Here is a 26,618-nt window from a genome sequence, read left to right as displayed (position 1 = left end):
TTGTTTTAAATGTAGGTTTTCATGTTCCTGAATCACAATCCATTCTGATTCAGAATAGTCTACTGACTCTGGAATGAAAATCCATTTCCAGAAGGAGAAAGGGTACTTTACTGAAGGATGGCTGATTACGTTCTTGCCTAAATCTCGCATTTCCGTACCTGTTAATCGCCAATAGGTGAGTTTTGCTAATTCGCTAAAGAAGACTAAAAGGCTTATAGCCACTCCTGTTAAATACACCCACCAAATAATATCTGAAGTGCTGTTTACAGAGGAGGTTTCGGTGACTAGGGCTTCTCCCGTTTTAGTTGACTTAGATGCAACTTCAGCCACAGGAGAAATCAATGATTCATCTAGTTTTTGGAACACTTGAGTAGTAGAGACAGGCTTTTCGCTGGCACTGAACTTTATCACAGGCCAAAGTAGGGCTGCTACTAAGACCGATAAGAGCAATGCTCGTTTTAGATGAAACTGAGTATTATTTCGGAACAAGAAAAAATAAACACCATACAAGAGGCTTAATAATAAGCCTGCTTTTAGACTCCAGATAAGAATAGGGTTCCACATCATTTCTGTTCTTTATTTTTTTCAATTACATCAATTATCTCATCGAGCTCTTTCAGGTCAATGTTCTTCTTTTCGGTAAAGAAGGAAACGAGTTTACTTAAAGAGCCTTCGAAATATTTACCTACCACATTGCTCAAAGCAAATTCACTGTAGGCCTCTTTGCTGACAAGGGGATAGTAGCGCTTGCTGTTACCGAGTTTTTCAAAATCGACAAAGCCTTTTTGTTCGAGCACGGTGAGTACGGTAGCCACGGTAGTGTAGCTTGGCGGTGTACCTTCAAACTGATCCAGAATTTCACGAGTAAAGGCCTTTTCTAGCTGCCAAAGCAACTGCATAACCTTTTCTTCGGCCTTAGTAAGTTCTTTCATACTATAAACATAGTAAATAAACTAAATAAATAGTAATACTTCTATAAAAATAGTAGAAAGAAATTTGGAGGGTCTATTTTAACTTGGCAATCATGACAATAGGATTGTCTTCGGGCTCAATGTTCTGGAGCGCCTGTAGGTTTTCAGGAAGAGAAGCGATTTTGTCGGGGTTGTTCTGAAACCATTCGTAGACTTCTTCAGCCGTGATTAGGCCCAACATCTCACCCTTTTCATTGATAGAAGTGGGGTAAAAGGGTACAAAATTATCAATGTCGTTTGTAAAGCCAGTCTTCTTATCACTGGTTGAAGGGTCGGAAAGAAAAGCTTCTTTCGTTTTTCGGTTGTAATATCCGTAGGCCAATTTTTCCTTAAAGGAAACATAATAGAAAACAAAATCTGGGCTTTGCAGAGTCTTATAAGGGAACATATATTCACTTCTCTTTTCACCTAAATTTTCTTGTTCAGCATAGGGTGGACTGAACTCCCCCAATTCATAGAGAATAGCTGGTTTCAAAGTGTCAACACCTACATTGAATACTGTATCATTGAAATTCTCTTTGAAGAATAACGCGTTATTGTAATTGTGGAAATCGGCACTTTCGATACTAATTCCATTTTTTCGTTTCTCGTAACTCTGGTGGTTTGGATATATTTTCAATACCTCACCATTAAAGTCATAAACTACTAACTTATAAGGTTCATTACCTTTGATGTTCATGAAATAGCCCACACCGAGTTCATCATCAATGATACCTTGTGAAGTGATTAAGCTCATGTCCATAAATGAAAGAGAAGCGAGCGCTTTGTCGAGCCCCTCTACTTTTGGTCCAGGAATAGTGTTCTCTAAAAGCCCATCACCTAAAGAGTATTCATACAAATCAAAACGCTTCCCTCTGGCATAAACTGTTTTATTCTTTGCATTAACACCGAGATCATAAAGCGCACTGGAAAAACCTTCAGGGTCGTCTCCTTTGTGGCCAATATCTTTGAGGTAAGTTCCTGTTTTCCTATCAAACAACGAGATTCGATCAGTCGACTTCATTAGAATCATTGAGTCTCCTAGTGTGCTTTTGAGGTAAATTGATTTATAAAAAGTATTCTCACTGGTCTCTAATCGAATGTATTCAATGTCTGAAGCAAAATCACTGATATTGATTGGTGCAGCATTGCTGTAGGCTTCTACCAAATTAATAGTGGTAAGGCCAGTCTCGATCTTCTTCTCCTTGCTACAAGAAAAAAGAGTCAAAAGGACTATGAATACGGTAAGAAAGGGAAAACCAGAGCTGATTAACTTAGATTGGGACATATAAAGATTATATCTAGATTAGAAATAAACTCTAAAGATATAAATTAATCCCTAATTCACTACTTAGATCAAAGTATTCTTAATAATTTCATATAGGGTGTCTAAATCCACTTTCTCCAAAGGGTGTGGCATATTGGGAATAGAGATAAACTTTCCGTTGGGAAGAATTGTAGCCACATTTTCACTTTCTTCTTTGCCTACCATAGTGTCATCAGCACCCAATAGAATTGTTACTTGATTGGTGATTAAAGGAAGATTTTCCATAGTGAGCAAAGGCTCATCGCCCAGTTCTAGCATCATGCCTGCGGTTTGCCAAATCACCTGTTTCCATTGCTTTTTACCATGACGCTCTTTCAAAAGCGCAGCATATTGCGGCACTTTCTCCTTCATTAACTCTGGGTTCAAGCGTGCAGTTTCTTCTTCTGCACCTTCAGCTGTCCAGGTTAATTTAGTGCCAAGGGTGACGATTTTACCTATCAAGTTCGGCTGAGAAGCCGCCAGATAAAGTGCCACATAACCGCCCATGCTGTATCCAAAAATATCTGCGCCTTCCAATTTGTGCTTGGTAATAAAGGCTTGGAGTTCTTCGGCAAAAACTTCGATTCCAAAGCCTTCTTCATTTACTGGTGCACCGCCATGCCCAGAGAAATTGAAAGCATGTACTTCAAAATCGCCTTTTAGATTATTTGTAAGGACTTCAAACATTGAGGCGCTACCAAGCGCACCGTGTAATAGAATCAATTTTTTCATTTCGAATATTTTTGTGCTTGTAGCATTCTATCTTTTCCTTGTAAATCTTTTTTGAGGAGCACTTTAGTAAAACCAATCTCCTCCACCAGTTTAATCATTTCTTCCCCAAATCTTTCATGAATTTCAAAGTAAAGCATTCCGCCAATCTTCAAATGCAGGAAGGCTAACTCGGCTATTCTTCTATAGAAAATCAACGGATCGTGGTTTTCTACAAAAAGTGCCAAATGTGGTTCGAAGGATAATACATTCGAGCTCATTTCGGCCTTATCACTTTCAGGAATATAAGGCGGGTTACTGACCACTATATCCAACAGATCAAAAGGAAAGTTGTTTTCAAGAATATCTAGATGCCGAAAGTCGACTTCAACTCCATTTTGTTTGGCATTCGCTTGCGCCAGTGTGAGAGCTTCTTCACTTATATCAACAGCAGCTACTTGCGCGTTTGGTATTGCCTTTTTTAGCGCAATTGGAATACAGCCTGTTCCGGTACCAATGTCTACAATGGAAGGGGCTTCAACCGTATTCACCGTCACAATCCAATCTACCAATTCTTCTGTTTCTGGTCGAGGAATTAAAGCCCGTTCATCTACCAGAAGTTCGCAACCATAAAACTCTACACTTCCTATAATATGCTGAATTGGCTTGTGTTGATTTAGTTCATCAATCGATTTTGCTAGGCCTTTTTCAGAGCCTTCAACCAACGAAAACTCATCATTCAAAATGATCGCCATTCTATCTAAACCATAAAAGTGACTTAGAAGTAAATTGGCCATGTTGGTGGCTTCACGTTCATCATAAACACCACTGAGTGCGTTAACAATAGATTGAATTTTAGCTTTGGGTTTTTCAAAAGGCATAAGCAAAAGTAGTGAGAAGGATTTGCATGTGGGTTAGCCAACCCTCCAAAAGTTGTCAACTAGCATTTGGAAGGTTTAGTCAATTAAAATAGGGGAACAAGGAATAGTATTACGCATTCGCTAAATTGCGCGGGTGAATAATGAGCAAGATTTGAAGTGGATGCAGCGTGCATTGGACTTAGCCGAATTGGGGCGAGGTCATGTTAGCCCAAACCCTATGGTGGGCTGCGTAATTGTTCACAATGATAAAATTATTGGTGAAGGCTATCATCAAAAGTATGGCGGCCCGCATGCCGAAGTGAATGCCATTAACGCTGTAGCCAATCTTGATCTGCTTTCTGAAAGTACTTGCTACGTTACTCTTGAACCTTGCGCACACTTTGGCAAAACTCCGCCCTGTGCCGATTTATTAGTGGCTAAAAAGGTGAAGAAAGTTGTCATTGCTTCAATGGATACTAATCCATTGGTGGGAGGCAAAGGTGTTCAGAAACTTAAAGATGCGGGAATAGAAGTCAGCACTGGAGTTTTAGAATCAGCAGCAAAAAACCTGAATCGAAGGTTTTTTACCATGATTGAAAAAAAGCGACCCTATATTTTGCTTAAATGGGCGCAAACGGCTGATGGTTTTATTGCTCGCAATAATTTTGATAGCAAGTGGATTAGCAGTGAACAATCGAGAATGATGGTGCACCAATGGCGGGCTGAAGAAGATGCCATTTTAGTGGGCACGAATACCGCATTGCACGATAATCCCAAATTAGATGTTCGCGATTGGCATGGCGAATCACCACTTCGCTTAGTGATTGATAAACATTTACGATTACCCACCGACTTTAACTTGTTTGATAGAAGCCTACCAACCATTGTGTATAATTTGAAAAAGACAGAAGAAAGTAAAAACCTCACTCTTGTTAAAATTGGAGAGAAGGACTTTCTTCAAAACATGTTGGCTGATTTGCATGAGCGCAAAGTGCAATCTGTTTTGGTGGAAGGTGGAAGTTTCTTGCTCAATTCTTTAATGGCTTTGGGCTTATGGGACGAAGCCCGCGTGTTCGAATGCCCTGTGTTATTCAATGAAGGCATTATGGCGCCAAGTTTAAAAGATGCACCATCGGAAACAATTCAGCTACAAATCGATGTGCTTAAAATTTACCGACATTAAGGAACCAACATTCACACAATTCTCTTTTAAATTCGCAATTCAGAATTAAAATTATGGCCGAAGAACTTATCATCTCGAACGACTTAAGCAAAGCAGAAAAGTACGAATCGCTTATTCCGCAAATTGAAGCCTTGGTTACTGGCGAACCAGACCAAACAGCCAATTTGGCCAATATTGCTTCGGCCCTAAAGTATGGAATGGGCTTCTTTTGGGTAGGTTTCTACTTGGTAAAAGGAGAGGAATTGGTATTAGGTCCCTTCCAAGGTCCAATAGCGTGTACTCGTATTCGTAAAGGAAAAGGAGTTTGCGGAACCAGTTGGGAAAAGGCTCAAACCATTCTTGTTCCGAATGTAGATGAATTCCCCGGTCACATTGCTTGTAGTTCGGCTTCCAAATCGGAAATCGTATTACCAGCCATGAAAAACGGGGAAGTCAACTTAATTCTTGATGTGGACTCTGATCAACTCAATGATTTTGATGAGGTAGATCAAGTACATTTAGAGAAGTTAATGCGGATAATTGAAGGCTTAATTTAAGCCAACTCCGCAATTACGGTTTGTCCGCCTTGGGTTACTTGTCCAATCTCAACTTTTACCACAGCATCTAGCGGTAAGAATAGATCGACTCTTGACCCAAACTTGATAAAACCGAATTCCTTGCCTTGAATCACAGATTGATTTTCTTTTACGTAGCACTTAATTCTACGGGCAGCTGCTCCGGCAATCTGACGGATTAGAATTTCTACTCCTTTATGGATTTCATAAACAAGTGTAGTTCTTTCGTTTTCAGTGCTTGATTTTGGGTGCCAAGCCACTAAATATTTGCCTTCGTGGTATCTGAAGTACTTGATAAGGCCAGTAACAGGATTTCTATTTACGTGCACATTAATTGGCGACATAAATATAGATACCTGAATTCTTTCCTTTCCTTTAAAGTATTCGTCTTCGGTGGTTTTTTCAATTACCACCACTTTTCCATCAGCAGGAGCTAGAATTTGCTTTTCGTTGATTTCAATTTTTCGAGATGGATTACGGAAAAACTGAAGGAAAAACAGGAACAGAATTAAGCTGACGGCACCAATAATTCCGATCCAAGGGCTAGGGATGTTCAGCAAAAAGAACAAGCCTAAATTTAAACCTAGTAATATGGAAAAGAGCACCGCTAGCAGTGCTCTTCCTTCTTTATGAATATTCATTAACTAATTTTCTGGTTAGAAACCACCTCTATACTTATAGGTAGAAGCAACTTTATCAATGGCTACAATGTAAGCCGCAATACGCATTGGTACATTATATTTAAGCGATGTTTCATATACTTTGTCGAAAGCATCTTTCATAATCCTGTCAGACCTTCTGTTTACTCTTTCGCGCGTCCACTTATAGCCTAAACGGTTTTGTACCCACTCAAAGTATGATACAGTTACACCACCAGCGTTCGCAAGAATATCTGGAGCAACCATAATACCTTTTTCGTTGATAATTTTATCTGCTTGGGCAGAAGTTGGTCCGTTAGCACCTTCAACAATAAGTTTTGCCTGTACTCTATCAACGTTACCTGAATGGATTACATCCTCTACAGCAGCTGGAACAAGAACATCTACTTTTAGCACTAGCAAATCAGAAGCATCGTCCATTAGCTCAGCGCCTTTAAAGCCTTCTAATGTACCATTATTGCTATCGCGATAAGCCACAGCAGCTTTGATGTTAATTCCTTTTTCGTTGTAGTATGCGCCAGAAATATCACTAATCGCAATTACAGAAGCTCCTCTTTCTTCAAGAAGTAAAGCTGCATGAGATCCTACATTTCCAAAACCTTGAACAGCTACAGTAGCGTGATAAGGGTTGATGTTTAGTTTTTCCATAGCGGCCAAAGCAGAAACCATTACACCACGTCCTGTGGCTTCGGTTCTACCTAAAGAGCCCCCAAGTACTAAAGGTTTTCCAGTTACCATGGCATTTACAGTCATACCATGAGCCCTAGAGAACTCATCCATCATCCAAGCCATTTCTCTTGGTCCTGTACCCATGTCTGGTGCAGGAATGTCTCGGTCTGGACCGAAAACATCTAGCATAGCATTGGTATATGCTCTGGTTAATCTTTCGATTTCACCAGCAGACATCTCTCTCGGATTACATTTGATGCCGCCTTTGGCACCACCATACGGGATGTCTACAACAGCACACTTCCATGTCATCCATGCCGCGAGTGCTTTTACTTCGTCAATGTGTACATCCATGGCGTATCTAACACCGCCTTTTGATGGGCCTAGGATATTCGAGTGAATTACCCTGTGACCCTCAAAAACACGAATAGAGCCATCATCCATAGTGATTGGAAGTGTCACAGAGACTTGTTTTGTAGGAGATTTGAGCACGTTATATACTTGCTCGTCCAATCCAAGTGCTTCAGCAGCAATGTTGAATCTGGACATCATTGACTCGAAAGGATTAGCCTTGTCCTTAATCGGAGCCGGTTCAATGTAACCCATAGAGAAATCTATCTTTGTTTAAAAACTTGGTCAAAATTAAGGAAATTTTAAAGTAATACGGTCTATTACTTGATGCTTATTTAAGATATTATGTGATGACCATCAAGTATAGCGTAACGAACGGAAGCGCGAACAGTAGTCCATCAAATCTATCGAGAAAGCCGCCATGCCCAGGAAGTGCGCTCCCAGAATCTTTAATGGCTAAATGGCGCTTAAATAGCGACTCAATTAAATCTCCATAACTACCAAAAACACTCACGATTATCGATAAACCAAACCACTCAATTGTGGTAAGATCGGTAAAGTATAAACTCCATATATAGATAATTCCTAGTGAAATCAGTACTCCACCAACGGTGCCTTCCCATGTTTTGTTTGGAGAAACACTCTCGAATAACTTTGTCCGCCCCATGCTTTTGCCCACAAAATAGGCTCCGGAGTCGTTTGCCCACTGGGCAATTAGCACGCCTATGATTAAGGCATATTCGTATGATTCATTCTTAAACACAATCAAATTGGCCATGCTTAAAGGGAAAGCAATATATATTACCCCAAATAAAGTGAGCCCTAATGAAATGATAGGTTGATGCGTTTTTTGACGATAAAGGGCAAACATGAAACAGATCACTAATAAGGAGGGTAATAACCATAAGTATTTAGTGTCTAGTTTTCCCGCAGTGGAAAGGTGTACTAAAACAAAGAGGCAAATACTAAAAAATGAACCCCATATTTTAAATGGTGTATTGCCCGAAGCGACAATAAGACCATAAAACTCTCTAAGTGTGAGAATCATGATGCACAAAAAAATCAAGGCAAAGGTCCATGAACTAAATACTATACCCGCTATTATCAGAGAAACTCCGAAAATGCCAGTGATAATCCTTAATAAGAGATTACTCATGATTAAAAGTTCAGGTCGCCTATAATCTTTAAGGCTTTGATCACATTAGATTGCTCCACTTTCACTTCTAGATTTCCGAAATGATAGGAAGAATCCTTTTGGTTAAGCAGCACTGCTTCAATGTTGTTATCTATCAACACGTCTTTCACAATCTCGGCTTGGTGCGGCATATTAGTTTTGAAAACGGTGTTCCAATTGCTCATCTAACTGATTTTGGTTTAAGATAGTAATTTCTGAATACGAACAGCAAAAAGGAAACGACTATCAGCGCTATTATTCCCGCATAACCGGGTAAAGAATCAGTTTCGTCAGGGTTAATATCTGTTACTTCTGTTTGATACATGTAAGCTACAATAAGCGCAAAGCCATTATTTGCGATGTGGGCAATAATCGGATACCACAAATTTCCAGACCAGACATATAAGTAACCAAATAGCGCTCCAAGGATCATACGTGGGAAAAGGCCATAGAACTGCATGTGTATAGCAGAAAATAAGAAAGCCGAAACCCAAATGGCGACATGTGCATTTTTAGACCATCGGTGCAGTGAGTTTTGCAATAAACCCCTGAAAAGAAGCTCTTCGCCTATTCCAGGAAGAATAGCCACTACTACAAAAGCCAAAAGGAATGTACCGAAGCTGTCGAAGGTGGTAAACATCTCAGTAGTTTCTTTCAGTGAGTCTTCCATCTGACGGGCGAGTCTCTCGAAGCCTGCCATAAATTCTGGAAGTTGAATATTTTCGTTCCATTCAATAATGTAACCATTAACAAACACAAAGGCGATGGTAACAAAAACAGCTAGAGCTAGAGGAAGAGATTCAGTTTTGGATTCACCAAAAACAACATTCATTGGTTTTCGAGCTAGGTTTTTCATATAAAACCAAGGCACCAAGAAAGTAAATACTACGGTATAAAGTGATTGTGAAATTAACAATTGCGATTGGCCAATCAGCTCAAAGAGTGCTTCGGGGTTCGATAAAACCTCAGTTCCTCCACCATTAATTAATACAAAAATTATTACTGCTATGGTGGCTGCAAACTGACCCACGAAAAAACCTGTAAATAACAGGCCCAGAACTACCCAAAAAGTCTTTTGAGGGTTTTCGTTATAAGTGGTTACGGTATTTAATTCTCCGTTTTCGAACTCCTTAATTACGTCTACTCTTTCTCCTCTCAAGGAAATATTAATCCCGTTGTCGATTCTCGCCATAATGACGTAAATTTACGCGATTTTTCGAAACGGGCATGGTTAAAATTGGGAACATAGAATTAGGTGAATTTCCGTTGCTTTTGGCACCAATGGAGGATGTTAGCGATCCACCATTTAGGGCTGTATGCAAAGAAAACGGTGCAGACCTGATGTTTACTGAATTTATTTCTTCTGAAGGGTTAATTCGGAATGCGGAAAAAAGTGTGCAAAAGCTCGATATCTATGATTACGAACGCCCTATTGGGATTCAGATTTTTGGAGATAAAATAGAGTCGATGCGCGAGGCAGCTTCTATTGCTGAAGCAGCTCAGCCCGAAATGGTCGACATCAATTACGGTTGCCCGGTAAAGAAAGTAGCTTGTAAAGGAGCTGGAGCTGGTATTTTGCTCGACATTCCTAAAATGCAGCAGATGACTGCTGAAATTGTGAAACAGGTAAGTTTGCCAGTTACCGTAAAAACCCGACTAGGTTGGGACGATTCCACCATCAGAATTTTGGAAGTAGCCAAAAGACTACAAGATGTAGGAATTCAAGCCCTCACTATTCATGGTAGAACCCGTGCGCAGATGTACAAAGGCGAAGCAGATTGGACAAAAATTGCAGAAGTAAAACATCATCCTGATATTCATATTCCGATTTTTGGAAACGGAGATATTGATTCGCCAGAAAAGGCATTGGACTATAAAAATCGCTATGAGCTTGACGGTATCATGATTGGTCGTGCGGCCATTGGCTATCCATGGATTTTTAATGAGGTAAAGCATTTTATTAAAACAGGAGAGCACTTGCCTGTTCCAGATATGAAAAGTAGGGTGGCCACTGCCAAGAAACATTTACAGTTTTCTCTTGAATGGAAAAACGAGCTTCAAGGCATTTTTGAAATGCGAAGACATTACACCAATTATTTCAGAGGAATACCTAACTTCAAGCCGTACAGAGCACGCTTGGTTGAATCTGAAAATCCAGAAGAGTTATTTAATATTCTGGATGAGATTTCGACCGTGTTCGAAGATGCTTATGCTTTGGTTGAATGAAAAATACGAACGTTTTAGCGTGGTCGCTACTTATCTTACTTGCTCTGATTTGGGGAAGTTCCTTTATCCTTATTAAAAGAGGACTTGCGGTTTTTAACGCTGGCGAAGTTGGTGCTTTACGCATTTTGGCTGCCTGTCTGTTTCTAATTCCAATCTCAATTCCAAAAGTAGGAAAGCTGTCGTTCAAGCATCTTAAATTACTCTTCATTATTGGTTTGGTAGGAAGTTTCATTCCGGCCTTTCTTTTTGCTATTGGCCAAACCCAATTGCCTAGCGGGGTTACGGGAGTATTAAATGCCCTTACACCAATTTTCGTTCTAATAATGGGTGTACTTTTCTTCAAACAAGAAATTACAAAAAGGAAGACATTTGGGTTGATTACGGCTTTTGTAGGAACTACTGTACTATTGGCGGCAGGTAGTACTGGTGGGCTCAGGGGTATTAATTTTTACGCACTCTTTATTGTATTGGCTACTATCTGTTACGGCATAAACCTAAATGTAATAAAGTATTATTTGGCGGATTTAAAACCGCTTGTAATTACATCTGTAAGCCTATTATTTATGGGACCCTTGGCCGGAATTTATTTGCTCACTTTCACTGACTTTTCGGTGACCTTGGCTACTGAAGAAGGGGCTTTGGAAGCCTTTGGTTATATTTCTCTTCTGGGGGTTATGGGCACAGCAATAGCGCTTATTCTTTTTAATAAGTTGGTGCAAATCACTAATCCACTATTTACAAGTACGGTAACGTATCTTATTCCTATTGTGGCGTTAATTTGGGGTTTTTGGGATGGTGAAGACCTAGGTTTAGGGCAGGTAATAGGAATGCTGGCTATTTTTGTTGGCGTCTATATTACCAACAGAAAGAAATCTATTTCAAAGTAAATTTAGCGTGGATCAGGTAATGATCTGAAACGTACAATCGATTTCTTTCAAAACGGTCGATGCCTGAAGTGGTCATTTCAAAGCCATCAGACTTTCTGTAAAATATATAGTCAATTCTGGGGCAGTTCTTTCCACCATGAAAACTGTGATAGGTACAGCCTTCGAATGGGCCTCCGGTATACGTGTCGGCATATTCTTCTAAAATTCGCTTAGTAACGATGTCGTCAGAAGGCACATTGAAATCGCCAACCAATAAGGTTGGGTATTGGTCTTTATAGTCTTCCAGTTTTGACAGAATCATTTCAATGCTGTTCAACCTAGATGATTCAGACCTATGATCTAGCAGGGTGTTTAATACCCGAATACGCTTCTTGTCTGTTTTGTTTTCTAATACCACAACGGTGGCAATTCTTGGTAGTGTATTTCCCCAGCTTTTAGATTCTGGTTTTGTAGGAGTGTCTGAAAGCCAAAAAGTTTCTTCTTCAATCAACTTCCAAGTTTTCTTGCTATAGAAAATCGCATTGGCTTTTCCGTCTCCGTTTTTGAGCCCTTGCGTTCTGTAAACTACATCTAAACCAGAAACGCCTTTGGAAATATCCTTGATTTGGGTTTCGTTTACTTCTTGTAAACAGATGATCCCGTCTTTGTATTGTTGAAGATTGGCAATGGCCCTTGATTTCCGTTTTTTCCAGGTATTTTCTAAATCGGCAGGAGTACCATAAAGCAAATTTAAAGATGCAACCTGAATCTCATTGACTGGGTCTTGCTCAAAGGACGTTGCATTTAAAACACCACTGAACAGAACGAGAAGAGAAAAAAGAAACTTCATACTCTAAAGTAGTATGAATTCCATGAGTAGAACAAGTTTTAAGCAGAAAAAGCGTGACCAACAACAATTAATAAGATGCAATAACTTATTATATGGCTTTTTATGGGGGTAAAAAAAACACCCTTGAGAAAATTCACTTCTCAAGGGTGTTTTCAGAGCTGCGTTTTGCAATTCTTATTTAAACATTTCTATAATTGGTGTGCCCGTGGCACCATTCGGAAGTCTCATATTCAATAACATACTTACAGAAGGCGCAATATCAGTAATATGAATTTCGCGAACAGAATTTCCTTTCTTAATTCCCCAACCGTAAAACAAAATAGGTACATGGGTATCATAAGTCCATGAATTTCCGTGACCTGTACCTTTACTGCCTCCAGTTTGCCATCCCGGATCCATTACTACCAATACGTCACCTGATTCTTTAGTGTGATAAGCATTTTGTAATAAGTTTTTAATGTTTTTAGTGTAGTTGTTGGTCACTAAATCACGAGCAGTGAGAGCAATGTAAATACCATCTTGCTCCATCATTTTAGCAGCAATAAAGCTTTGCATTTCATAAAGGTCAATGCCTTCAGCTTCAATCAATTTGTGATTTAAATGAATGTTGTTAGAAAAAGATTCAATCCAAGGTTTCGCTCCATATTTTGCACTCAAAGCCGCAGAAACGGCCTTTCTCGCATTACTGTTACTGAAGTTGTCAATTTTAAAGCCTTCATCTTTCATTTGAAGTGAATTTTCGGCCACTGCGTGATCAGCAGTTAAGAAAACGCTATAATTACCTTTACCTACTTTTTGATCGAGCGCATCAAATAGTTTTGCGAGTTCACGATCCAGTCGGATATAAGTGTCTTGAACCTCTTTAGATTGAGGGCCAAAGTTATGGCCTATATAATCGGTGCTAGAATAGCTCACAGCTAAGAAGTCAGGCGTGTTGTCTTGCCCTAACTTTTCGGCATCAACAGCAGAAATGGCAAACTCTGTTAATAGGCTGTTTCCGAACGGAGTACTTGAAATCAATGAGAAATTGCCATTGTCCTTTCTTAACTCTTTTAGGTTATAAGGAAATGTGGGAGTGTCTTTACCTTTAAACCCAGACTCATATTGAGAGTTGTCTGGACCGCTAATCGAATATTTCTCAATGGGCAAAAAAGTATCCCATGTCATGTTTAAATACTTGTCTACATGCTGAGCTGAGTTGAATGATTTCACCCAGTTTGGTAATTCTTTCATGTAATAAGTAGAAGTCATGAATTCACCAGTACTTGAGTCGTACCAATAAGAACCATCTGACAAGTGACCACCAGGAAGGGCTGAACCTCTATCTTTGATTGACATTGCAATCACTTTTCCTTGTTTCTGTGTGTATAGCTTAAGCTCGTCTGTAATTGTAGTAGAATAAAGATTCATTGGAGAAATAAGTCCGCTTTTGGCCGAGCCTCCTACTGCCACTACCGTGGTGTCTTCTGCGCAGTAAACGCTTCTGCCTAAACTTCTGCTATACCAACTGTTATTTACAATCCCGTGTACTGCTGGGGTTGTGCCAGTATACACTGATGCATGACCAGGGCCAGTATTTGTTGAAGAATAATTGTAATGCCCATTTCTGGCCATAAACCCTTCTTCTACAAATCTTTTAAAACCGCCTTCGCCAAAATTTCCGTAGAATCGGGTCAAATATTCTTGTTTCATTTGATCTACAACAATACCGACTACTAGCTTAGGCTTTTCATTTACGTTTTGCGCCTTTAATTGCATAGACGTTAGCAATGCAAGCATTAGAATTAAATAAGAAGACTTCTTCATTTGTAGTTTTTTCAATTTATAGGGCAAGCTATTTTAAAATATTCATCCTGTTTAAAAGTCTGTGTAAACAGTTTATTACCATTTTTGTCGAAGTAGATTACCACATAAATATTGGCTTCTCTTACGATCTTCACAGCAAAATAAATAGGATCATTCGCTGTACCTAATACTTTTATTTCATCGTAGGTTGCTTCAATAAATTCACCACGTGTATTACTGTAAACTCCCTTTCCATTTTCTGTAGTAATCAATAGTTTTTTCTCTTGAGAATTTTCTTCAAGCATTTTATAATTCAGAATTCCCTCATAATGTAAAGACTCATCTCGGATGTCATGTAAAAACCATTCGTTTTCAATTCTTGCTAAGGCTACGGTGTCGGTAAAATATTTAACTTCATCATAATCAAAAGCGCTTAATTCTCTGTTTTTTGTGGAAATAAAGCCTTTAAGCTTACCTTTGGTCGCCACCATCACTGTGTCGGAATAAGGTTCAATAAGCTTATCGTAAGAAGGTGGGATTTTAATCTGCTTTTCAATATTGATTACACCTACTTTTCCTTTATCTAAAATGCTAACATAACCGTTTGTGTTGGAGCCAATTCCATCATAAATAAAGTTCAATACATAGTTGCCTGTACTGTCGGTAAGGGCCGCATTTGTTTTCTGTAGACGGATTAAGTTAGGCCCTAGTGCCACTGCATCTTCCAGTGTGATGCTAAGAATTTCTCTTCCAAAACTATTGTAAATCTTCCTCGCTTTTTTTGGGCCAGTAAGCATTAAAAAGTCGAACTCTACTTTTGCTCCTGTACTCACATAACTCTGAGGTATCAGGAGTTTCGGTTCCCAACCTTTCTTAATGTCAAGTTGTTTGCCGTTGGAGAATAGAGCAGTGGTTTGCTCTTCTTTTTTCAACATAACTATGTTTTCGCCCCAAAGCCCTAATGAGTCGTAATTATATTTTGGTTGAAATTTTCCGGCCTGATCTAGCAAAGTCCATTTGTCATCTTTTTTCAGTCCAAGCCAACGCTCACTTTCAACCACTTTTTCGTAGTGGAGGTCTTTTAAGGATAAATACTTGTTATGTAATAGTTGAATTCCTTTATCGGATTTTAGTTGCCAACCGTAAGTTTTAGGGTATATTTTATAAGAGCCGAAGGGAATTAAAGTGTTGAGTTGAGCATCTAAAATAGCCTCTTGCCCATTTTTAACTACCCAAAAGTTTCCATCATCAAGAAGCTCAACTTCTTCATACATAAAGTCTAGGTCCACTTTGTCGCCATTGGCGGCTGGAAATAGCGTCTCAGTTTTTGCCAGTGCAATTCCTTCTTCTTTTTGAAGCCAAATGAAATTTCCAATGGTATCAATATCGATAAACTGATGGCTTAGCAGCGGCTTTTTATTAATGGTGGTTAAGCCATAAAAGCCGTTTTGTTCTGTTCTGATAAAATGCGAATTCAAAACGGCAATGGACGACATGGGCTGGTCAATAATCAGCTCACCCGATTTATGAACAAGCATAAAGCCTGATTCACTTTCTATTTGGATATAGCCAAAACCGACATCGGAAGCATTATCGAAGTCTCCTTCATAAATCACGGTTCCGTTTCGCGCAACGATTTGCTGTTTACCACCTTTTTCACCTAGAACAAAATCAGCCAACTGAGGCGAGCAAAGGCAATCCGAATCTACTTTATCGAAACCTGTTTTAAGTGTGGTTTCGGCTTTACTATTTATGAAGCTGATTTTTCCGTCCTCAATTTTAGGAAGCCAATAGCCCGCCTCTAATGCATTTACTTTTTCAATCGAATCCTTTGCCGTTTGAAACTTAAAATATTTGAAGAAATCTTGATTGGGGTACAGTTCCTTAAACAGTTGATAAAGTCTCGGGATGCTTTTTCTTGTAAGTTTTTGGTTTGGATATTTTTTTAGAAAACTGGTATAGTCTTCTATTTGGTTGGTGGCTGTAACAATTTCGTAAATGTTATTTTCTACCGATTCGTGATAAGGCGTTTCAGGATGTTCTTCTAAAAAGCTTGTCAAGCTTTCCAATTTGCCATCAGCTGTTTTTTCTTCAAAAAGCAGTTTTTCATAGAGGGGCTTGGCCTTTCCATAATCTTCTGCTTTCGGGTACTTCGTCATAAAAGCCAAATAGCTCTGCCATGTATGAACGGCCGCAGCATCTTCAAAAGCAATGTGATTTCTCAGTTGAATCGCATCAGGTATTTGGTCGGCATCAGCATGTTTATTTATAAACCAGTTGTAATCTGAAATAGTGTGTTTGGCTTTAATAACCTCAAACTTCAGCTTATCAATATTATCTTTTTGCTTTTGCAAAGCAGCTGAGTCAATGCCGAGTTCTTTTAAGTTGTCTAAATCTTTGCTGTCCTTAACGTGTTTGAAATTAGAAATGGCCTTATTCACAAAATGATAGGCAGAATCGATACTGTAACTTTTAAAAAGGCTATCGATAAAAATTTTTGAGTACAAAAAATTGCCTGCGGGATTCAGGCTGTCCTTCTCTAAAGATTTGTTCAGCACTTCAATGGCTTTTTCTGTATCTCCTTTTTCATATAAGCGAAAAGCACGAGTAGGAATCTCTAAACTGAAGAGAGATATTAAAATAACACCAACAAATAGCTGAATCCCTTTTGACATAGTGATTAATGAAAGGCAAAAATAACAAACATAAACGCAATACGGTAGGTTATCAGGTTCCTTTTAAGGTTAGAGAGCTCTAACTGGTTTCTGGAGTTGTAAACCTCAAGAAACGAAGCAGTTGTACCGATTGTCACGTTTCTTCAAGAAAATAATTACGGATCATAATTGTTGAATAATGGGTTTTAGGATGCTCTTCATGTTGTTTCAGCCATAATTCGAACCTTGATTTCTCATATTTGATGAGATTTATATAAAAGTATTGTGGAATTGACGTTAACAGTTAGCAAATTGCAACTAGAATTCTCTGAATTCTAAAAAACCTCAATCAAATGAATAAGATAAAAGCCGTTCTTCGGGAGCAAGGCCGTACTCAGGCGTGGCTATCCGAAAAAATTGAAAAAAGTTACGTAGTAACTACCAATTACGTAAACAACAAGACCCAGCCAAGTTTACATGTTTTGTACAAAATAGCTGAAGTATTAGATATAGATGTAAGAGAACTGCTGGTTCCGTCAAAGCCTTAAGTGCGTTGTTCCTTAACTAATCTGTTGCTATTTTTGCATTAAATAACGATATCATGAAGAAAATTAGCATACTATTACTTATCGCTCTTTTCGTTTTTTCTTGCGCAGGTAAGAAAGAAGAAGTTAAGTGGGACGAATCTATCGTAGTGGGGTATTACGGAGAAAAAATCAACAATGAAAACATCATCTCTGTAGAGGACATGATGAATCAGTTGAATGAAAGTGATTCTATAATGGTAAAAGTGGAAGGTGAAATTACTTCTACTTGTGCTATGAAGGGTTGCTGGATGAACCTTGTTCTTCCTTCTGGTGAAGAAATGAGGGTAACTTTTAAAGATTATGCATTCTTTGTTCCAAAAGAAGGAATGGAAGGAAATAGAGCTATAATTGAAGGTAAGGTAAAAAGGGTTATGACTGATGTAGCAACTCTAAAGCATTACGCTGAAGATGCTGGCAAAAGCGTAGAAGAAATTGCTGCTATTACAGAAGATAAAAACGAATTGGCCTTTGAAGCCTCGGGGGTTATTATTTTAAATAGTGAAGAGAAAAGTCTTTAAAGCTTATCCTTAAAAAATATGAGAAGCCATCTGATGAAAAACGGATGGCTTTTTTGTTTCACTATATTCCTAATTCCATGGAAACGTAGAATATCCCTTCACCTTTTCATAGGTGTTGTGATCCATTTCGGCTAATTTTTCTATGTTATGGTTTTTGTAGAAGTGTTCTCTGATTTCCAGCATTTCGTCATAAGGCCCACGGCCAGAAATGAGCTTGGCTAGAATAGGGGTACATTCTAATAAAATGAAAAGTAGCATAATGAAAATATCGGCAAAATGAATGGCTGTATTTTCTTCTCCCAAAATTCTTAATGCCTGTAATTGAGCCGCCATTCCGTTCCAAGGGTTACGTTTTAGGTTGGCAATTTCAGTTTGCTTGGCCTCGAAAAGGGTATCCCATTCTTGTTGTTTATCTGCAATCAATGGCAAGTTTAGGGCTTGTAATTCAGCCAGCTCTTTTTGCGATTGATCAGCATCTGCTTTTTTGATTTGATAAATAGGGCCGGCATTTCTTTTTCCCGAACCACCCGTGCCATCGGCTTCTTGCTGAGCCGCTTTGGCTAGTTCATCACGCTTTTCTGTTTTAGCAACTATTTCAGCTTTTAGACTACCAATTTGACCATCGATTGTCGCCAGTTGTGCGGTGTACCTTCGCTCTAAATCAATAATCTCTTTCTGATAAATTTCTTCTTCGAGTGTAATCAGTTTTCGATCGATTTCTTTAGAGAAAATTCGAAGTTCAAGGGGTTTTGAAATTACAATGGCCAGCATAATGGCCAACAATATTCGGGGAGAAGCGGTTAAAAATTCTCTTCCAAAACCCTTCTTGTTTTTCCGCATGGTAGAAACAATAAAGCGGTCGAGATTGAAAATGATGGTACCCCAGAGTAGGCCAAAGGCCAGTGCCCACCAAACATTTTCAAAAACGGTATGAAAGGCATAACCACCAGAAAGCGCGGCTAAAACGCCAGTGAAGAAAACGGCAGCGCCTATTCCAGTGTATTTTGAAGCATCGGTGGGACATCGGTTCAATAATGAGCGGTTGACCCCCGCACAGAACCAGAAAAATTCTTTGAGATGTTGCATGTTGTTTGAGTTGTTGACCTTTGGACTATTTGACCGTCCGGTTTTAGGTTGTTGGAAGAACAACGTAATGAGTATCAAATATGTTGTGTTGACCAGTACCTTTTTATACAAGGTAGTTGTTTTGAATATATTTTGCTAGAAAATGGCAATACCTTGCCCTATGTGCTAATGGGTTGGTTGTAGCCAATAACAGACGGATTCTTTCGGTCGAGTATTTCTCTATCGAGAAAAATTCTCTCTACGCCACCGCTGTAGCTAAGGCGTAAGCGTTCAGAATGACGTCAAAATGGACCATTACTCTGAGGAATGTGCCTTTTGGGGCCGTTCCGAAAGAGTCTGTCCGATGAATGCTCAAAACTATAGGTAACCTGTCCCCCTTAACCGAAAACATTAGAGTTGGGCAATGAAGATAATTGGAGGGGGCTAGGTGAAGGATTTCAGCTATGAATGAAAAACCAACACACCATTGTGTTCCTTACTAGATTACAATGGTCTTTTTACTTACAAGCTCATAAGAAGATGGGTATTCGCCACAGGCAAGCACCAGTTATACCCTTGATTACTTTTACCTCTCCCCATTATATTCCTCTAAAAGCAGTTTCATCATTTCTTGGGCGCTTACTTTGCCTTTTTCTTTGATCAAATTTCTGGGGGTGTCATCACCAATTTCGTAGGTAATGCCTTCGGCTTTAAACTGGCTATAAAACCAGTTTTTAGAAACGGCTGAACCCACTGCTGCTGGGCTTATTCTGCCTTGGTCTTGAGGCACACGTTCAAAAATATTCTCAATCCAGTCTTTAGAAAAACCTTGAATTACGGATTGAACGGTGTCGTGATATGTGTAATAAACATCGGAAAAAGTGGAATGGAAATCGAGCCCGAGTTTAACGTTACCACCAGAAGCATTTACTTTTTCAACAATGTCGGAACAGACTTGTTCTATTTCTGGCTGTCTGTAAAAAGCCCAATCGCGGTTTAAATCTACTCCACCAGTATTATGCCTCCAATGCCCTAAATCTACACCATCGGGGTTAAGCATCGGATAAACGATTAATCGGTATTGGTCTAAGAATTTATTGCTAAGCTCGCTATCGTTCACGATTTCTTCTAAGAAAGCCATCATAGCCAAGTTGCCCGTTACTTCTGGGGGATGTTGCCTACTGAGCACCACCACTATGTCTTTTCCTTCTGCGCTACCATTGGTAATGTCCATATTGAGCAGGTCGCGGCCTAATTTCGATTTCCCAATCACCTCGTGCTGAGTTTTGGCAGACGAGAATGACTTCGTCCATTCCAACATATCTGAAGAGTTGATAATTTCTTGAGCAGCAATGTAGAGCGTGTCTGCGCTAAGGTTTACGGTCATGGTAGCGCTTTTTCGATCTTCAGCCACGGTGAACGTTGTACTGTCTATTGCAGTCCAGTTTTCTCTGTCGGTACTTATTTTTGGCCAATAACGATGTCTTCCAAACCCATATTTGAGTGTAATATCAACGGTCTTTTCATCTTCAGAATAAATTCTAAAAGCAAACCAAGCACTTGGGTTTATGGGGGTGTTTTCTGGACTGATTTCTACTTGATAATGGTTTTTGCCAATCGAAGTAAAATTGTTCATTCGGGCACCATCAAATAAATTATCGGCTGTTACGCCTTCGTTTGTAAGGGAATAACTGCGCTTTTCCTGAGGAGCTATTTCTTTATCGTGGGTGTCGTTTTTTTGCGCGTAATTAAATTCAGTAAGTACATACTGCGGTTTGGTTTCACAAGAAATGAGGAATAAGGTCAAAACAGCCAAAGAAAAAAATGCTTTCATTTTTCAATATGTCTATTGAAATGAAAGCATGCAATTAAGTTCTTATAAGTGGTGTGTCTAGTCTTTTACTTCTTCTACCTCAACATCGTTGAGTATGTACATTAAGCGCAAAGGATCGTCTGAATTTAGGGTAAGTACCCCTGTTACTCTAACTTTCTTTTCAGTAAACTTTACCTCCTTTTTACTAAACACTTCGGCTACGGTTTCTGGGCCGGCACCACCGCAAAAAAAGCAATTGGCAAATGGCAAAGAAGACAACACAAAGTAGTTTTCGCCACGTAATTCATCCAATGGAATCATCCAGCCCTCAAGGCTGATTTTTTTCCCGTTAAGGGCTTTTACCTGGCTGGCAAAATTATAATGCTCGACATCAATACTCAGGATTTCATCAAAGCTCTTTTCAACGGTTACATTGGAAAGCGTCTTCCACATGTTTTTTTCTTGAGCAAAGGAAGAGGTAGTAATTCCTAAAATTAACAGTATGAAAATCAGTCTTTTCCGCATTATTTTATTAAATCAAATATTCTATTCCAACGAATGCTTTCGAAGAATCCAGCCTCAGGGTTGGTTCTATCCACAGACCAGAAAATGAACAATGGTTTACCTACAATATGATCTGCAGGTACAAAACCCCATGAACGAGAGTCTTCAGAGTTGTGACGATTATCACCCATCATAAAGTAGTAGCCTTGCTTGAAGGTGTACTCTGTAATTTTTTGTCCTTCAATAAATACTTCACTTCCTCTAATTTCTACATCGTCATTCCCTTCGTAATGCTCAATTGGAGTACGGTACAAATCTACGTTCTCTGGTGTCAGCTGAATGGTTTGCCCTTTTTCAGGCATGGTCAAAGGGCCAAAAGAGTCGATTGTCCAACCAAAATCCGTTACAGGGTTATAGGCAGTATATTCGGCCCCTAAATACTGTTGTGATTCAGGGAAAGCCGTGTAGCCTTCACCTTTTTTGTAAACTACTTTCTCAACACTGGTAACGAAATTCAGTTTAGCCAGTTCATCGGCTTGCTCTTGGCTGGTGTTCATATAAAAACCCAATTTTCCATTGTATTGGTAGTTTGGAGAAGCCGTAGTGGCATAAGTGTCCATCGGGTTATCATCGGTATAATCTGTTATACCTAATTCTCTCATATATCTTGGATGAATTCCGTTTTGAGTTTCCACAAAATAGCTGGTTTGCATATTTGGAGGGTTTTCCATTGGTTCTCCATTGATGTATACTTGTTGGTCGCGTACTTCTAAAACATCACCAGGAATGGCCACGCAACGTTTTACATAGAATGTCTTAATATCAGTTGGATATTTTAAGTCTGGCGGGTAGTTGAAAACTACAGGCTCACCTCTTCTTACTTTTCTAAAACCCGGTAATCTGTATTGCGGAAGTTGAATTCCGTCCCAGTAAGATGGAATTCCTGAGCCCCAAAAGTCTTGATGTGCCAAAGGGAATTTTATAGGTGTTTTTGGCGTTCGGGCGCCATAATGCAATTTGCTTACAAAAAGGTGATCGCCAATGAGCATGGAGTTTTCCATGGATCCTGTAGGAATAGCGTAGGCTTCAATAAATAAACCTCGGATAATAGTGACCGCTATTAACGCGAAAAGCACGTCATTGAAGAGTTCTCTAAAGAAACCTTTCTTCTGTTTTGGTGCCTTGTCTTTTTTCTTTTTAAAGAAATCCAACATATAAATCTTCAATTTTGAGTAAGCTGTAAAGGTATTATTTATTCTTAAAAATTCGAGACATTCAAAAGAGGAATGACTTTTATTGAAACGTAGGAGCGCTATAATGGTTATTCTGCCCAAAACTCCACCATCGGTTGCCATTTTTAAATACAAGTTGGTTACTTAGCATTTGAATTTTTGAAAGGGATATGATAACCATAGAAAACCTAAATTTCGGATATTCAGAGAAGCGACTTCTGTCCATTTCCCATATGGAAATTAAAGAGAAGCAGCATCTGATGATTCTTGGCAAGTCAGGAAGCGGGAAAACCACTTTGTTGCATATTCTTGGTGGACTCTTAAAGCCTGTTCAGGGCAAAGTGCTCATTGACGGCACCGATTTGTATAGTCTTTCAGGTACTGAAATGGACAAATACCGAGGTCAGAACATTGGACTAGTTTTTCAGAAAGCGCATTTAATTTCGGCACTTACCGTGAAAGATAACCTTTTATTGGCGCAGTATTTTTCTGGAATTCCTCAAGATAAGGGGCGTATCAAAGAAGTTCTAAACACCTTGAACTTGGGTGAAAAACTCAATTCTAAGGTAAGGCAATTGAGCCAAGGAGAGCAACAAAGAGTGACCATTGCTAGGGCTTTGCTGAACAACCCACGTTTGCTTTTGGCCGATGAACCTACCGCAAGTTTAGATGACGACAATGCGGACAGTGTAATTCAGCTGCTCAAAGAACAAGCCGAAAACCACAATGCTTCATTAATAATAGCTACTCACGACCAGCGCGTGAAAGATGCTTTTGATTTACAACTAAACCTGAACGAGCAATGAACCTGTTTTTACTTAGTTGGAAATATATAAAGGATAAACCCCTCAATACATTCTTAAATGTATTGCTCATGGGCTTAGGAATCGCCATTATTTTGGTACTGTTAATTCTCAATTCTCAGTTGGAAGAAAACCTATCCAAGAACAAAAGGGGAATTGATTTGGTAGTGGGGGCGAAGGGAAGTCCACTGCAGTTGATTTTAGCGAATGTGTATCACATCGATTTCCCAACTGGAAATATAAAATTAGATGAGGCGAAAGCATTAACTCGCAACCGTCAGGTAAAATCGGCAATTCCTCTGGCTTTGGGCGACAACTACCAAGGCTTTAGAATAGTAGGCACTAACCACGATTACGTAAAGCTTTATGAAGGAAGTCTGGCGTCTGGCGATTTGTGGAAATATAATTTGGAATGCACTATAGGCACGAATGTGGCCATGCAATTGGGGCTTAAAATTGGTGATGAGTTTTTTGGAGCACATGGCTTGAGCGATACAGATCTTGATCACGATGAGGCCAGCTATAAAGTAGTGGGCATTCTAGAGCCTAGTAATTCGGCTTTGGATAACCTCATTTTAACCAATATTGAAAGTATTTGGCAAGTACATGAACATACAGATGAAGAGGGAGACGAAGACCATGATAACCACGATCACGAACCAGTGTTGGGGTCTGCCTATGAAACAGGTTTGCCAGAAGGTGGCTCGGATGCTGAAATCACCTCAATGTTAATTCAGTTTAGGTCGGCTATGGGGGCGGTTGTTATGCCTCGAATGATTAACAGCGACACCAATATGCAAGCAGCGTCTCCTGCTTTTGAAACCCAGAGGTTGTTTTCACTTATGGGAATTGGGGTAAACATGATCAAAAGCTTTGCGTATATAATCATCGTAATTGCAGGATTAAGCATTTTTATTTCTCTTTACAATGCCCTGAAAGACCGAAAATACGATTTGGCCATTATGCGATCGTTGGGTGCCTCAAAAACCAAATTGTTTATTCATGTAATTTTTGAAGGCATTATAATTACCACAATTGGTGGTGTATTGGGCTTTTTGCTCGGTCATGGTTTAGTAGAATTCTTAACCGGGCTTTATGAGAAATCCGAAGCCATTGGTATTTCAGGAATGGTTTTGGTAAAAGGTGAATTCTACGTGTTATTAATTAGCGTGGGTGTAGGGGTGTTGGCCTCAATTCTGCCAGCATTCAATGCATATAGAACACAAATTTCGAAAGTATTAGCACAAGAATGATATGAAAAAAATATTGATAGTACTATTAGTCTCAGTTGTATCGGCAGGGCTTAATGCCCAAGAACCTAAAATTTCAGGAGCAAAATTATGGAAAACCTTAACGGAGGTTACCTATGAGATTTCTAAAGATGAATATGGCGATGTTTACCTTCCTGTTTTCAGTAAAGAAATTCAGGCGGTAGAAGGCCAAGAGGTTGAAGTGGATGGCTACATTATTCCTTTTGAAGGAATGTTCAAGCCTACCCAATTAATTATTTCTTCATTACCAATTAGTGAGTGTTTTTTTTGCGGGTCTGGTGGGCCAGAAACGGTGATGGAAGTTACCATGAAAGAGCAAATTAAGTACACTACCAAACGGATAAGAATAAGAGGTAAACTGGCATTGAATAAGAAAGACCCAGACAAGCTGATGTATATTTTGAAAGATGGGGTATTTGCTGGTTTAGCTTACGATAGCTACTAGTTTATTCTTTCTAAAATTCTTTGTGGCTTAGATTGCCAAAAGTTAGCTTTACGCCAAATTAATAATCGTTATGAAAAGAGCTTTTTCGTTATTCGTAATTATACTGTTCGTTTTTGCTTGCGAAAAGAAGGAGGATAAGTTTGATACTCTTAAAACCGAAGTTTTCGCCATTCATGATGAAGTAATGCCGAAAATGGGTGAGCTGATGTCGCTTAAAAAGAAGATACTCGATAAAGTGGAAGGCAGTGCAAACCCTGATGAACTTAGAGGCATCGCTTTGAGCTTAGAGAAAGCACAAGAAGGTATGATGAGTTGGATGAACGATTGGAGCAAAAACTCTACTCCTCATGTAAACAATGAGTCTACTGAAGAAGAAAAAATGACTTTTATTAATGCCGAAATCGTAAGAGTCAAAAAGGTTAAGGAAGATATCAACAGCAGTATAGCGGCAGCCAAGAAAGCTTTAGAGAACAATTAAAGCTATTCTTTCTCCGAAAGGCTGGTAATCACTTCTTCCGTGGTAAAGCTTCCTATTCCGTTTCCCCAGGTATTTCCTATATAGGTAAGAATCTCAGCTACTTCAATGTCAGTTAATTTAGGGTTAGCTGGCATTGGCTGGTTATACTCAACCCCGTTTACGGTAATTGGGCCATGCAATCCATATTTTAGAATTCTGGGTAAATCTGCTCTGTTTTTTGTCAGAAAATCAGATTTCGCCAAAGGCGGAATTAACCTACCAAGCCCTTCCCCATTTTCCATGTGGCAGTTTTGGCAAATGGATTTATATAGCCTTCGTCCGTTTGAATAGTATTGGGTTTCCTTATGGTCGAAGTCGCTCAGGGTATTATTTGGCACTTCGTTCTCAACAGCTTTTTTATTATCTGAGCAGCCCGAAGCCATGCCTAATATGACGGCTAATATGAATAGCTGTTTTTTCATTTCTTTTCGTATTCACTTAAAAGTCGGTCAATATCATTCATCAGTATATCAACATCAGCAGCAACTGTACCGTCATAAAAACCTCTTACTCTTCTTTCCTTGTCTACCAAAATAAATGCACCACTATGAATGTATCCGCCTTCTGCAGAGGCATCTTCGCCTACCTGAACCATGTAGCCAGCTGCTGTTCCTAAGTCATAAATCTCTTCTTTTTTACCCGTTACAAAATGCCAAACATCGTTATCCATAATGCCAATGCGTTCCGAATAGTCTTTTAAGTAAGCAACAGTATCATGGTCTGGGTCTATGGTATGCGATATAATACCAAACTCCGGGTTTGATTTGAAACGGTCATAAATACGGAGCATTTGCTGCTTCATTACTGGGCAAATAGTAGGGCATGTGCCGAAGAAAAAGTCAGCTACATAAACCTTGTTTTCGAAGGTTTTAGGGGTTACCTCGGCACTGTCTTGATCTACAAAACTGTAATCTGGAATCGTATGATAAACCGTGTCTATTTTTCCGTTTACTTCTACATAATCAGTTCTTCCTAAAATAGGGAGTTTATTTTTTTTCTGTGAGTTACATGCGGAAAATCCGAATGCAAAAATTAAAGTGATAACTGCCAATTGCTTTTTCATACCTA

The 26,618-nt window shown here is 39.2% G+C and carries 29 protein-coding genes; 10 read left to right on the top strand and 19 right to left on the bottom strand.

Going from position 1 to position 26,618, the window contains the following annotated elements; genetic code table 11:
- The 5 genes from AWW67_RS02555 to prmC form a co-directional block, all read right to left on the bottom strand.
- Positions 1 to 567 (bottom strand): hypothetical protein (locus tag AWW67_RS02555; RefSeq protein ID WP_141655365.1); only part of this gene is annotated, 567 nt, incomplete at its 3' end.
- Positions 564 to 932 (bottom strand): BlaI/MecI/CopY family transcriptional regulator, encoded by a 369-nt coding sequence (locus tag AWW67_RS02550; RefSeq protein WP_062300035.1) that lies wholly within the window; start codon positions 930 to 932, stop codon positions 564 to 566. The genes AWW67_RS02555 and AWW67_RS02550, both read right to left, overlap by 4 nt.
- A 73-nt stretch (positions 933 to 1,005) precedes the next feature.
- On the bottom strand, positions 1,006 to 2,238 hold the full coding sequence (locus AWW67_RS02545) for a DUF4934 domain-containing protein (protein ID WP_062300033.1): 1,233 nt from the start codon (positions 2,236 to 2,238) through the stop codon (positions 1,006 to 1,008).
- A gap of 63 nt (positions 2,239 to 2,301) precedes the next feature.
- Positions 2,302 to 2,988 carry an alpha/beta fold hydrolase gene (locus AWW67_RS02540; RefSeq protein WP_062300031.1) on the bottom strand — a complete coding sequence of 229 codons (687 nt, stop codon included), beginning with the start codon at positions 2,986 to 2,988 and terminating at the stop codon, positions 2,302 to 2,304.
- The gene (gene prmC, locus AWW67_RS02535; protein WP_062300029.1) at positions 2,985 to 3,845 is read right to left on the bottom strand and encodes a peptide chain release factor N(5)-glutamine methyltransferase; all 861 of its coding nucleotides are present in this window, start codon (positions 3,843 to 3,845) and stop codon (positions 2,985 to 2,987) included. Before prmC ends, AWW67_RS02540 begins: the two co-directional genes overlap by 4 nt.
- Positions 3,846 to 3,978: 133 nt before the next feature.
- Here prmC and ribD point away from each other — a divergent pair, with 133 nt between their 5' ends.
- Both ribD and msrC read left to right on the top strand, forming a co-directional pair.
- Positions 3,979 to 5,007 (top strand): bifunctional diaminohydroxyphosphoribosylaminopyrimidine deaminase/5-amino-6-(5-phosphoribosylamino)uracil reductase RibD, encoded by a 1,029-nt coding sequence (ribD, locus tag AWW67_RS02530; protein ID WP_375596902.1) that lies wholly within the window; start codon positions 3,979 to 3,981, stop codon positions 5,005 to 5,007.
- A gap of 53 nt (positions 5,008 to 5,060) precedes the next feature.
- A complete protein-coding gene (gene msrC / locus AWW67_RS02525) occupies positions 5,061 to 5,543 on the top strand; it encodes a free L-methionine (R)-S-oxide reductase MsrC (RefSeq protein ID WP_053222140.1) in 483 nt (160 codons plus the stop codon).
- On the opposite strand, the gene AWW67_RS02520 is transcribed toward msrC, so the two are convergent.
- The 5 genes from AWW67_RS02520 to AWW67_RS02500 all read right to left on the bottom strand — a co-directional run bounded on the left by AWW67_RS02520 (position 5,540) and on the right by AWW67_RS02500 (position 9,606).
- The gene (locus AWW67_RS02520) at positions 5,540 to 6,202 is read right to left on the bottom strand and encodes a phosphatidylserine decarboxylase family protein (RefSeq protein ID WP_053222139.1); all 663 of its coding nucleotides are present in this window, start codon (positions 6,200 to 6,202) and stop codon (positions 5,540 to 5,542) included. The two genes, msrC and AWW67_RS02520, sit on opposite strands and share 4 nt — an antisense overlap.
- A 15-nt stretch (positions 6,203 to 6,217) precedes the next feature.
- Positions 6,218 to 7,495 carry a Glu/Leu/Phe/Val family dehydrogenase gene (locus tag AWW67_RS02515; RefSeq protein WP_053222138.1) on the bottom strand — a complete coding sequence of 426 codons (1,278 nt, stop codon included), beginning with the start codon at positions 7,493 to 7,495 and terminating at the stop codon, positions 6,218 to 6,220.
- Between the two features lie 88 nt (positions 7,496 to 7,583).
- Complete coding sequence (locus AWW67_RS02510; protein ID WP_062300025.1) at positions 7,584 to 8,396, bottom strand: phosphatidate cytidylyltransferase; 813 nt, start codon at positions 8,394 to 8,396, stop codon at positions 7,584 to 7,586.
- 2 nt (positions 8,397 to 8,398) lie between these two features.
- Positions 8,399 to 8,599: a putative signal transducing protein gene (locus AWW67_RS02505; protein WP_053222136.1), complete on the bottom strand. Its 201-nt coding sequence runs from the start codon at positions 8,597 to 8,599 to the stop codon at positions 8,399 to 8,401.
- Entirely contained in the window at positions 8,596 to 9,606 is a 1,011-nt protein-coding gene (locus tag AWW67_RS02500; protein ID WP_062300023.1) for a CPBP family intramembrane glutamic endopeptidase, read from the bottom strand. The genes AWW67_RS02505 and AWW67_RS02500 overlap by 4 nt, the downstream gene beginning before the upstream one ends.
- Before the next feature lie 35 nt (positions 9,607 to 9,641).
- On the opposite strand from AWW67_RS02500, the gene dusB reads away from it, so the two are divergent.
- Positions 9,642 to 10,640, top strand: coding sequence for a tRNA dihydrouridine synthase DusB (gene dusB, locus AWW67_RS02495; protein ID WP_062300022.1), 999 nt, complete (start codon positions 9,642 to 9,644; stop codon positions 10,638 to 10,640).
- The gene (locus AWW67_RS02490) at positions 10,637 to 11,527 is read left to right on the top strand and encodes a DMT family transporter (protein WP_062300020.1); all 891 of its coding nucleotides are present in this window, start codon (positions 10,637 to 10,639) and stop codon (positions 11,525 to 11,527) included. The genes dusB and AWW67_RS02490 overlap by 4 nt, the downstream gene beginning before the upstream one ends.
- Here AWW67_RS02490 and AWW67_RS02485 read toward each other — a convergent pair.
- The 3 genes from AWW67_RS02485 to AWW67_RS02475 all read right to left on the bottom strand — a co-directional run bounded on the left by AWW67_RS02485 (position 11,514) and on the right by AWW67_RS02475 (position 16,816).
- Positions 11,514 to 12,356, bottom strand: a complete 843-nt coding sequence (locus AWW67_RS02485; protein WP_062300018.1) for an endonuclease/exonuclease/phosphatase family protein — start codon at positions 12,354 to 12,356, stop codon at positions 11,514 to 11,516. The two genes, AWW67_RS02490 and AWW67_RS02485, sit on opposite strands and share 14 nt — an antisense overlap.
- 174 nt (positions 12,357 to 12,530) lie before the next feature.
- On the bottom strand, positions 12,531 to 14,162 hold the full coding sequence (pafA, locus tag AWW67_RS02480; protein WP_062300041.1) for an alkaline phosphatase PafA: 1,632 nt from the start codon (positions 14,160 to 14,162) through the stop codon (positions 12,531 to 12,533).
- 11 nt (positions 14,163 to 14,173) lie between these two features.
- Positions 14,174 to 16,816: a WG repeat-containing protein gene (locus AWW67_RS02475; protein ID WP_062300016.1), complete on the bottom strand. Its 2,643-nt coding sequence runs from the start codon at positions 16,814 to 16,816 to the stop codon at positions 14,174 to 14,176.
- 332 nt (positions 16,817 to 17,148) lie between these two features.
- Between AWW67_RS02475 and AWW67_RS02470 the strand changes: the two genes are divergently transcribed.
- Complete coding sequence (locus tag AWW67_RS02470; protein ID WP_053222131.1) at positions 17,149 to 17,343, top strand: helix-turn-helix transcriptional regulator; 195 nt, start codon at positions 17,149 to 17,151, stop codon at positions 17,341 to 17,343.
- Between the two features lie 53 nt (positions 17,344 to 17,396).
- On the top strand, positions 17,397 to 17,900 hold the full coding sequence (locus AWW67_RS02465) for a DUF4920 domain-containing protein (protein ID WP_062300015.1): 504 nt from the start codon (positions 17,397 to 17,399) through the stop codon (positions 17,898 to 17,900).
- A 69-nt stretch (positions 17,901 to 17,969) separates the two neighbouring features.
- On the opposite strand, the gene AWW67_RS02460 is transcribed toward AWW67_RS02465, so the two are convergent.
- The 4 genes from AWW67_RS02460 to lepB form a co-directional block, all read right to left on the bottom strand.
- Positions 17,970 to 18,986: a DUF4407 domain-containing protein gene (locus AWW67_RS02460; RefSeq protein WP_071387035.1), complete on the bottom strand. Its 1,017-nt coding sequence runs from the start codon at positions 18,984 to 18,986 to the stop codon at positions 17,970 to 17,972.
- A gap of 565 nt (positions 18,987 to 19,551) precedes the next feature.
- The gene (locus AWW67_RS02455; protein ID WP_062300012.1) at positions 19,552 to 20,799 is read right to left on the bottom strand and encodes a M14 family metallopeptidase; all 1,248 of its coding nucleotides are present in this window, start codon (positions 20,797 to 20,799) and stop codon (positions 19,552 to 19,554) included.
- Positions 20,800 to 20,856: 57 nt separating this feature from the next.
- Complete coding sequence (locus AWW67_RS02450; protein WP_062300011.1) at positions 20,857 to 21,303, bottom strand: hypothetical protein; 447 nt, start codon at positions 21,301 to 21,303, stop codon at positions 20,857 to 20,859.
- The gene (gene lepB, locus AWW67_RS02445; RefSeq protein WP_062300040.1) at positions 21,303 to 22,496 is read right to left on the bottom strand and encodes a signal peptidase I; all 1,194 of its coding nucleotides are present in this window, start codon (positions 22,494 to 22,496) and stop codon (positions 21,303 to 21,305) included. Before lepB ends, AWW67_RS02450 begins: the two co-directional genes overlap by 1 nt.
- A 188-nt stretch (positions 22,497 to 22,684) precedes the next feature.
- On the opposite strand from lepB, the gene AWW67_RS02440 reads away from it, so the two are divergent.
- The 4 genes from AWW67_RS02440 (at position 22,685) to AWW67_RS02425 (ending at position 25,511) form a co-directional block, all read left to right on the top strand.
- Positions 22,685 to 23,320, top strand: coding sequence for an ABC transporter ATP-binding protein (locus tag AWW67_RS02440; protein ID WP_062300009.1), 636 nt, complete (start codon positions 22,685 to 22,687; stop codon positions 23,318 to 23,320).
- On the top strand, positions 23,317 to 24,570 hold the full coding sequence (locus AWW67_RS02435) for an ABC transporter permease (protein ID WP_062300008.1): 1,254 nt from the start codon (positions 23,317 to 23,319) through the stop codon (positions 24,568 to 24,570). The genes AWW67_RS02440 and AWW67_RS02435 overlap by 4 nt, the downstream gene beginning before the upstream one ends.
- Before the next feature lies 1 nt (position 24,571).
- Positions 24,572 to 25,033: a hypothetical protein gene (locus AWW67_RS02430; protein WP_053222123.1), complete on the top strand. Its 462-nt coding sequence runs from the start codon at positions 24,572 to 24,574 to the stop codon at positions 25,031 to 25,033.
- Positions 25,034 to 25,103: 70 nt separating this feature from the next.
- Positions 25,104 to 25,511, top strand: coding sequence for a hypothetical protein (locus AWW67_RS02425; protein WP_053222122.1), 408 nt, complete (start codon positions 25,104 to 25,106; stop codon positions 25,509 to 25,511).
- Positions 25,512 to 25,513: 2 nt separating this feature from the next.
- On the opposite strand, the gene AWW67_RS02420 is transcribed toward AWW67_RS02425, so the two are convergent.
- Positions 25,514 to 25,972, bottom strand: a complete 459-nt coding sequence (locus AWW67_RS02420; protein ID WP_062300006.1) for a c-type cytochrome — start codon at positions 25,970 to 25,972, stop codon at positions 25,514 to 25,516.
- On the bottom strand, positions 25,969 to 26,613 hold the full coding sequence (locus AWW67_RS02415) for an SCO family protein (protein ID WP_053222120.1): 645 nt from the start codon (positions 26,611 to 26,613) through the stop codon (positions 25,969 to 25,971). The genes AWW67_RS02420 and AWW67_RS02415 overlap by 4 nt, the downstream gene beginning before the upstream one ends.
- Positions 26,614 to 26,618 lie beyond the last annotated feature (5 nt).

This window comes from Roseivirga seohaensis, from assembly GCF_001592945.1.
Taxonomy (GTDB): Bacteria; Bacteroidota; Bacteroidia; order Cytophagales; family Cyclobacteriaceae; genus Roseivirga; species Roseivirga seohaensis.
This window is presented reverse-complemented; position numbering and strand designations above follow the sequence as displayed.

Excerpts from the sequence above, each read along its gene's own strand:
- pafA (WP_062300041.1), bottom strand. The coding sequence starts at position 14,162 with ATGAAGAAGTCTTCTTATTTAATTCTAATGCTTGCATTGCTAACGTCT.
- AWW67_RS02470 (WP_053222131.1), top strand. The coding sequence starts at position 17,149 with ATGAATAAGATAAAAGCCGTTCTTCGGGAGCAAGGCCGTACTCAGGCG.
- AWW67_RS02510 (WP_062300025.1), bottom strand. The coding sequence starts at position 8,396 with ATGAGTAATCTCTTATTAAGGATTATCACTGGCATTTTCGGAGTTTCT.
- AWW67_RS02475 (WP_062300016.1), bottom strand. The coding sequence starts at position 16,816 with ATGTCAAAAGGGATTCAGCTATTTGTTGGTGTTATTTTAATATCTCTC.
- AWW67_RS02550 (WP_062300035.1), bottom strand. The coding sequence starts at position 932 with ATGAAAGAACTTACTAAGGCCGAAGAAAAGGTTATGCAGTTGCTTTGG.
- AWW67_RS02440 (WP_062300009.1), top strand. The coding sequence starts at position 22,685 with ATGATAACCATAGAAAACCTAAATTTCGGATATTCAGAGAAGCGACTT.
- AWW67_RS02455 (WP_062300012.1), bottom strand. The coding sequence starts at position 20,799 with ATGAAAGCATTTTTTTCTTTGGCTGTTTTGACCTTATTCCTCATTTCT.
- AWW67_RS02490 (WP_062300020.1), top strand. The coding sequence starts at position 10,637 with ATGAAAAATACGAACGTTTTAGCGTGGTCGCTACTTATCTTACTTGCT.
- AWW67_RS02540 (WP_062300031.1), bottom strand. The coding sequence starts at position 2,988 with ATGAAAAAATTGATTCTATTACACGGTGCGCTTGGTAGCGCCTCAATG.
- AWW67_RS02435 (WP_062300008.1), top strand. The coding sequence starts at position 23,317 with ATGAACCTGTTTTTACTTAGTTGGAAATATATAAAGGATAAACCCCTC.
- AWW67_RS02430 (WP_053222123.1), top strand. The coding sequence starts at position 24,572 with ATGAAAAAAATATTGATAGTACTATTAGTCTCAGTTGTATCGGCAGGG.
- dusB (WP_062300022.1), top strand. The coding sequence starts at position 9,642 with ATGGTTAAAATTGGGAACATAGAATTAGGTGAATTTCCGTTGCTTTTG.
- AWW67_RS02500 (WP_062300023.1), bottom strand. The coding sequence starts at position 9,606 with ATGGCGAGAATCGACAACGGGATTAATATTTCCTTGAGAGGAGAAAGA.
- AWW67_RS02415 (WP_053222120.1), bottom strand. The coding sequence starts at position 26,613 with ATGAAAAAGCAATTGGCAGTTATCACTTTAATTTTTGCATTCGGATTT.
- prmC (WP_062300029.1), bottom strand. The coding sequence starts at position 3,845 with ATGCCTTTTGAAAAACCCAAAGCTAAAATTCAATCTATTGTTAACGCA.
- AWW67_RS02425 (WP_053222122.1), top strand. The coding sequence starts at position 25,104 with ATGAAAAGAGCTTTTTCGTTATTCGTAATTATACTGTTCGTTTTTGCT.
- AWW67_RS02520 (WP_053222139.1), bottom strand. The coding sequence starts at position 6,202 with ATGAATATTCATAAAGAAGGAAGAGCACTGCTAGCGGTGCTCTTTTCC.
- AWW67_RS02485 (WP_062300018.1), bottom strand. The coding sequence starts at position 12,356 with ATGAAGTTTCTTTTTTCTCTTCTCGTTCTGTTCAGTGGTGTTTTAAAT.
- AWW67_RS02545 (WP_062300033.1), bottom strand. The coding sequence starts at position 2,238 with ATGTCCCAATCTAAGTTAATCAGCTCTGGTTTTCCCTTTCTTACCGTA.
- AWW67_RS02450 (WP_062300011.1), bottom strand. The coding sequence starts at position 21,303 with ATGCGGAAAAGACTGATTTTCATACTGTTAATTTTAGGAATTACTACC.
- AWW67_RS02515 (WP_053222138.1), bottom strand. The coding sequence starts at position 7,495 with ATGGGTTACATTGAACCGGCTCCGATTAAGGACAAGGCTAATCCTTTC.
- AWW67_RS02420 (WP_062300006.1), bottom strand. The coding sequence starts at position 25,972 with ATGAAAAAACAGCTATTCATATTAGCCGTCATATTAGGCATGGCTTCG.
- msrC (WP_053222140.1), top strand. The coding sequence starts at position 5,061 with ATGGCCGAAGAACTTATCATCTCGAACGACTTAAGCAAAGCAGAAAAG.
- AWW67_RS02460 (WP_071387035.1), bottom strand. The coding sequence starts at position 18,986 with ATGCAACATCTCAAAGAATTTTTCTGGTTCTGTGCGGGGGTCAACCGC.
- AWW67_RS02465 (WP_062300015.1), top strand. The coding sequence starts at position 17,397 with ATGAAGAAAATTAGCATACTATTACTTATCGCTCTTTTCGTTTTTTCT.
- lepB (WP_062300040.1), bottom strand. The coding sequence starts at position 22,496 with ATGTTGGATTTCTTTAAAAAGAAAAAAGACAAGGCACCAAAACAGAAG.
- AWW67_RS02505 (WP_053222136.1), bottom strand. The coding sequence starts at position 8,599 with ATGAGCAATTGGAACACCGTTTTCAAAACTAATATGCCGCACCAAGCC.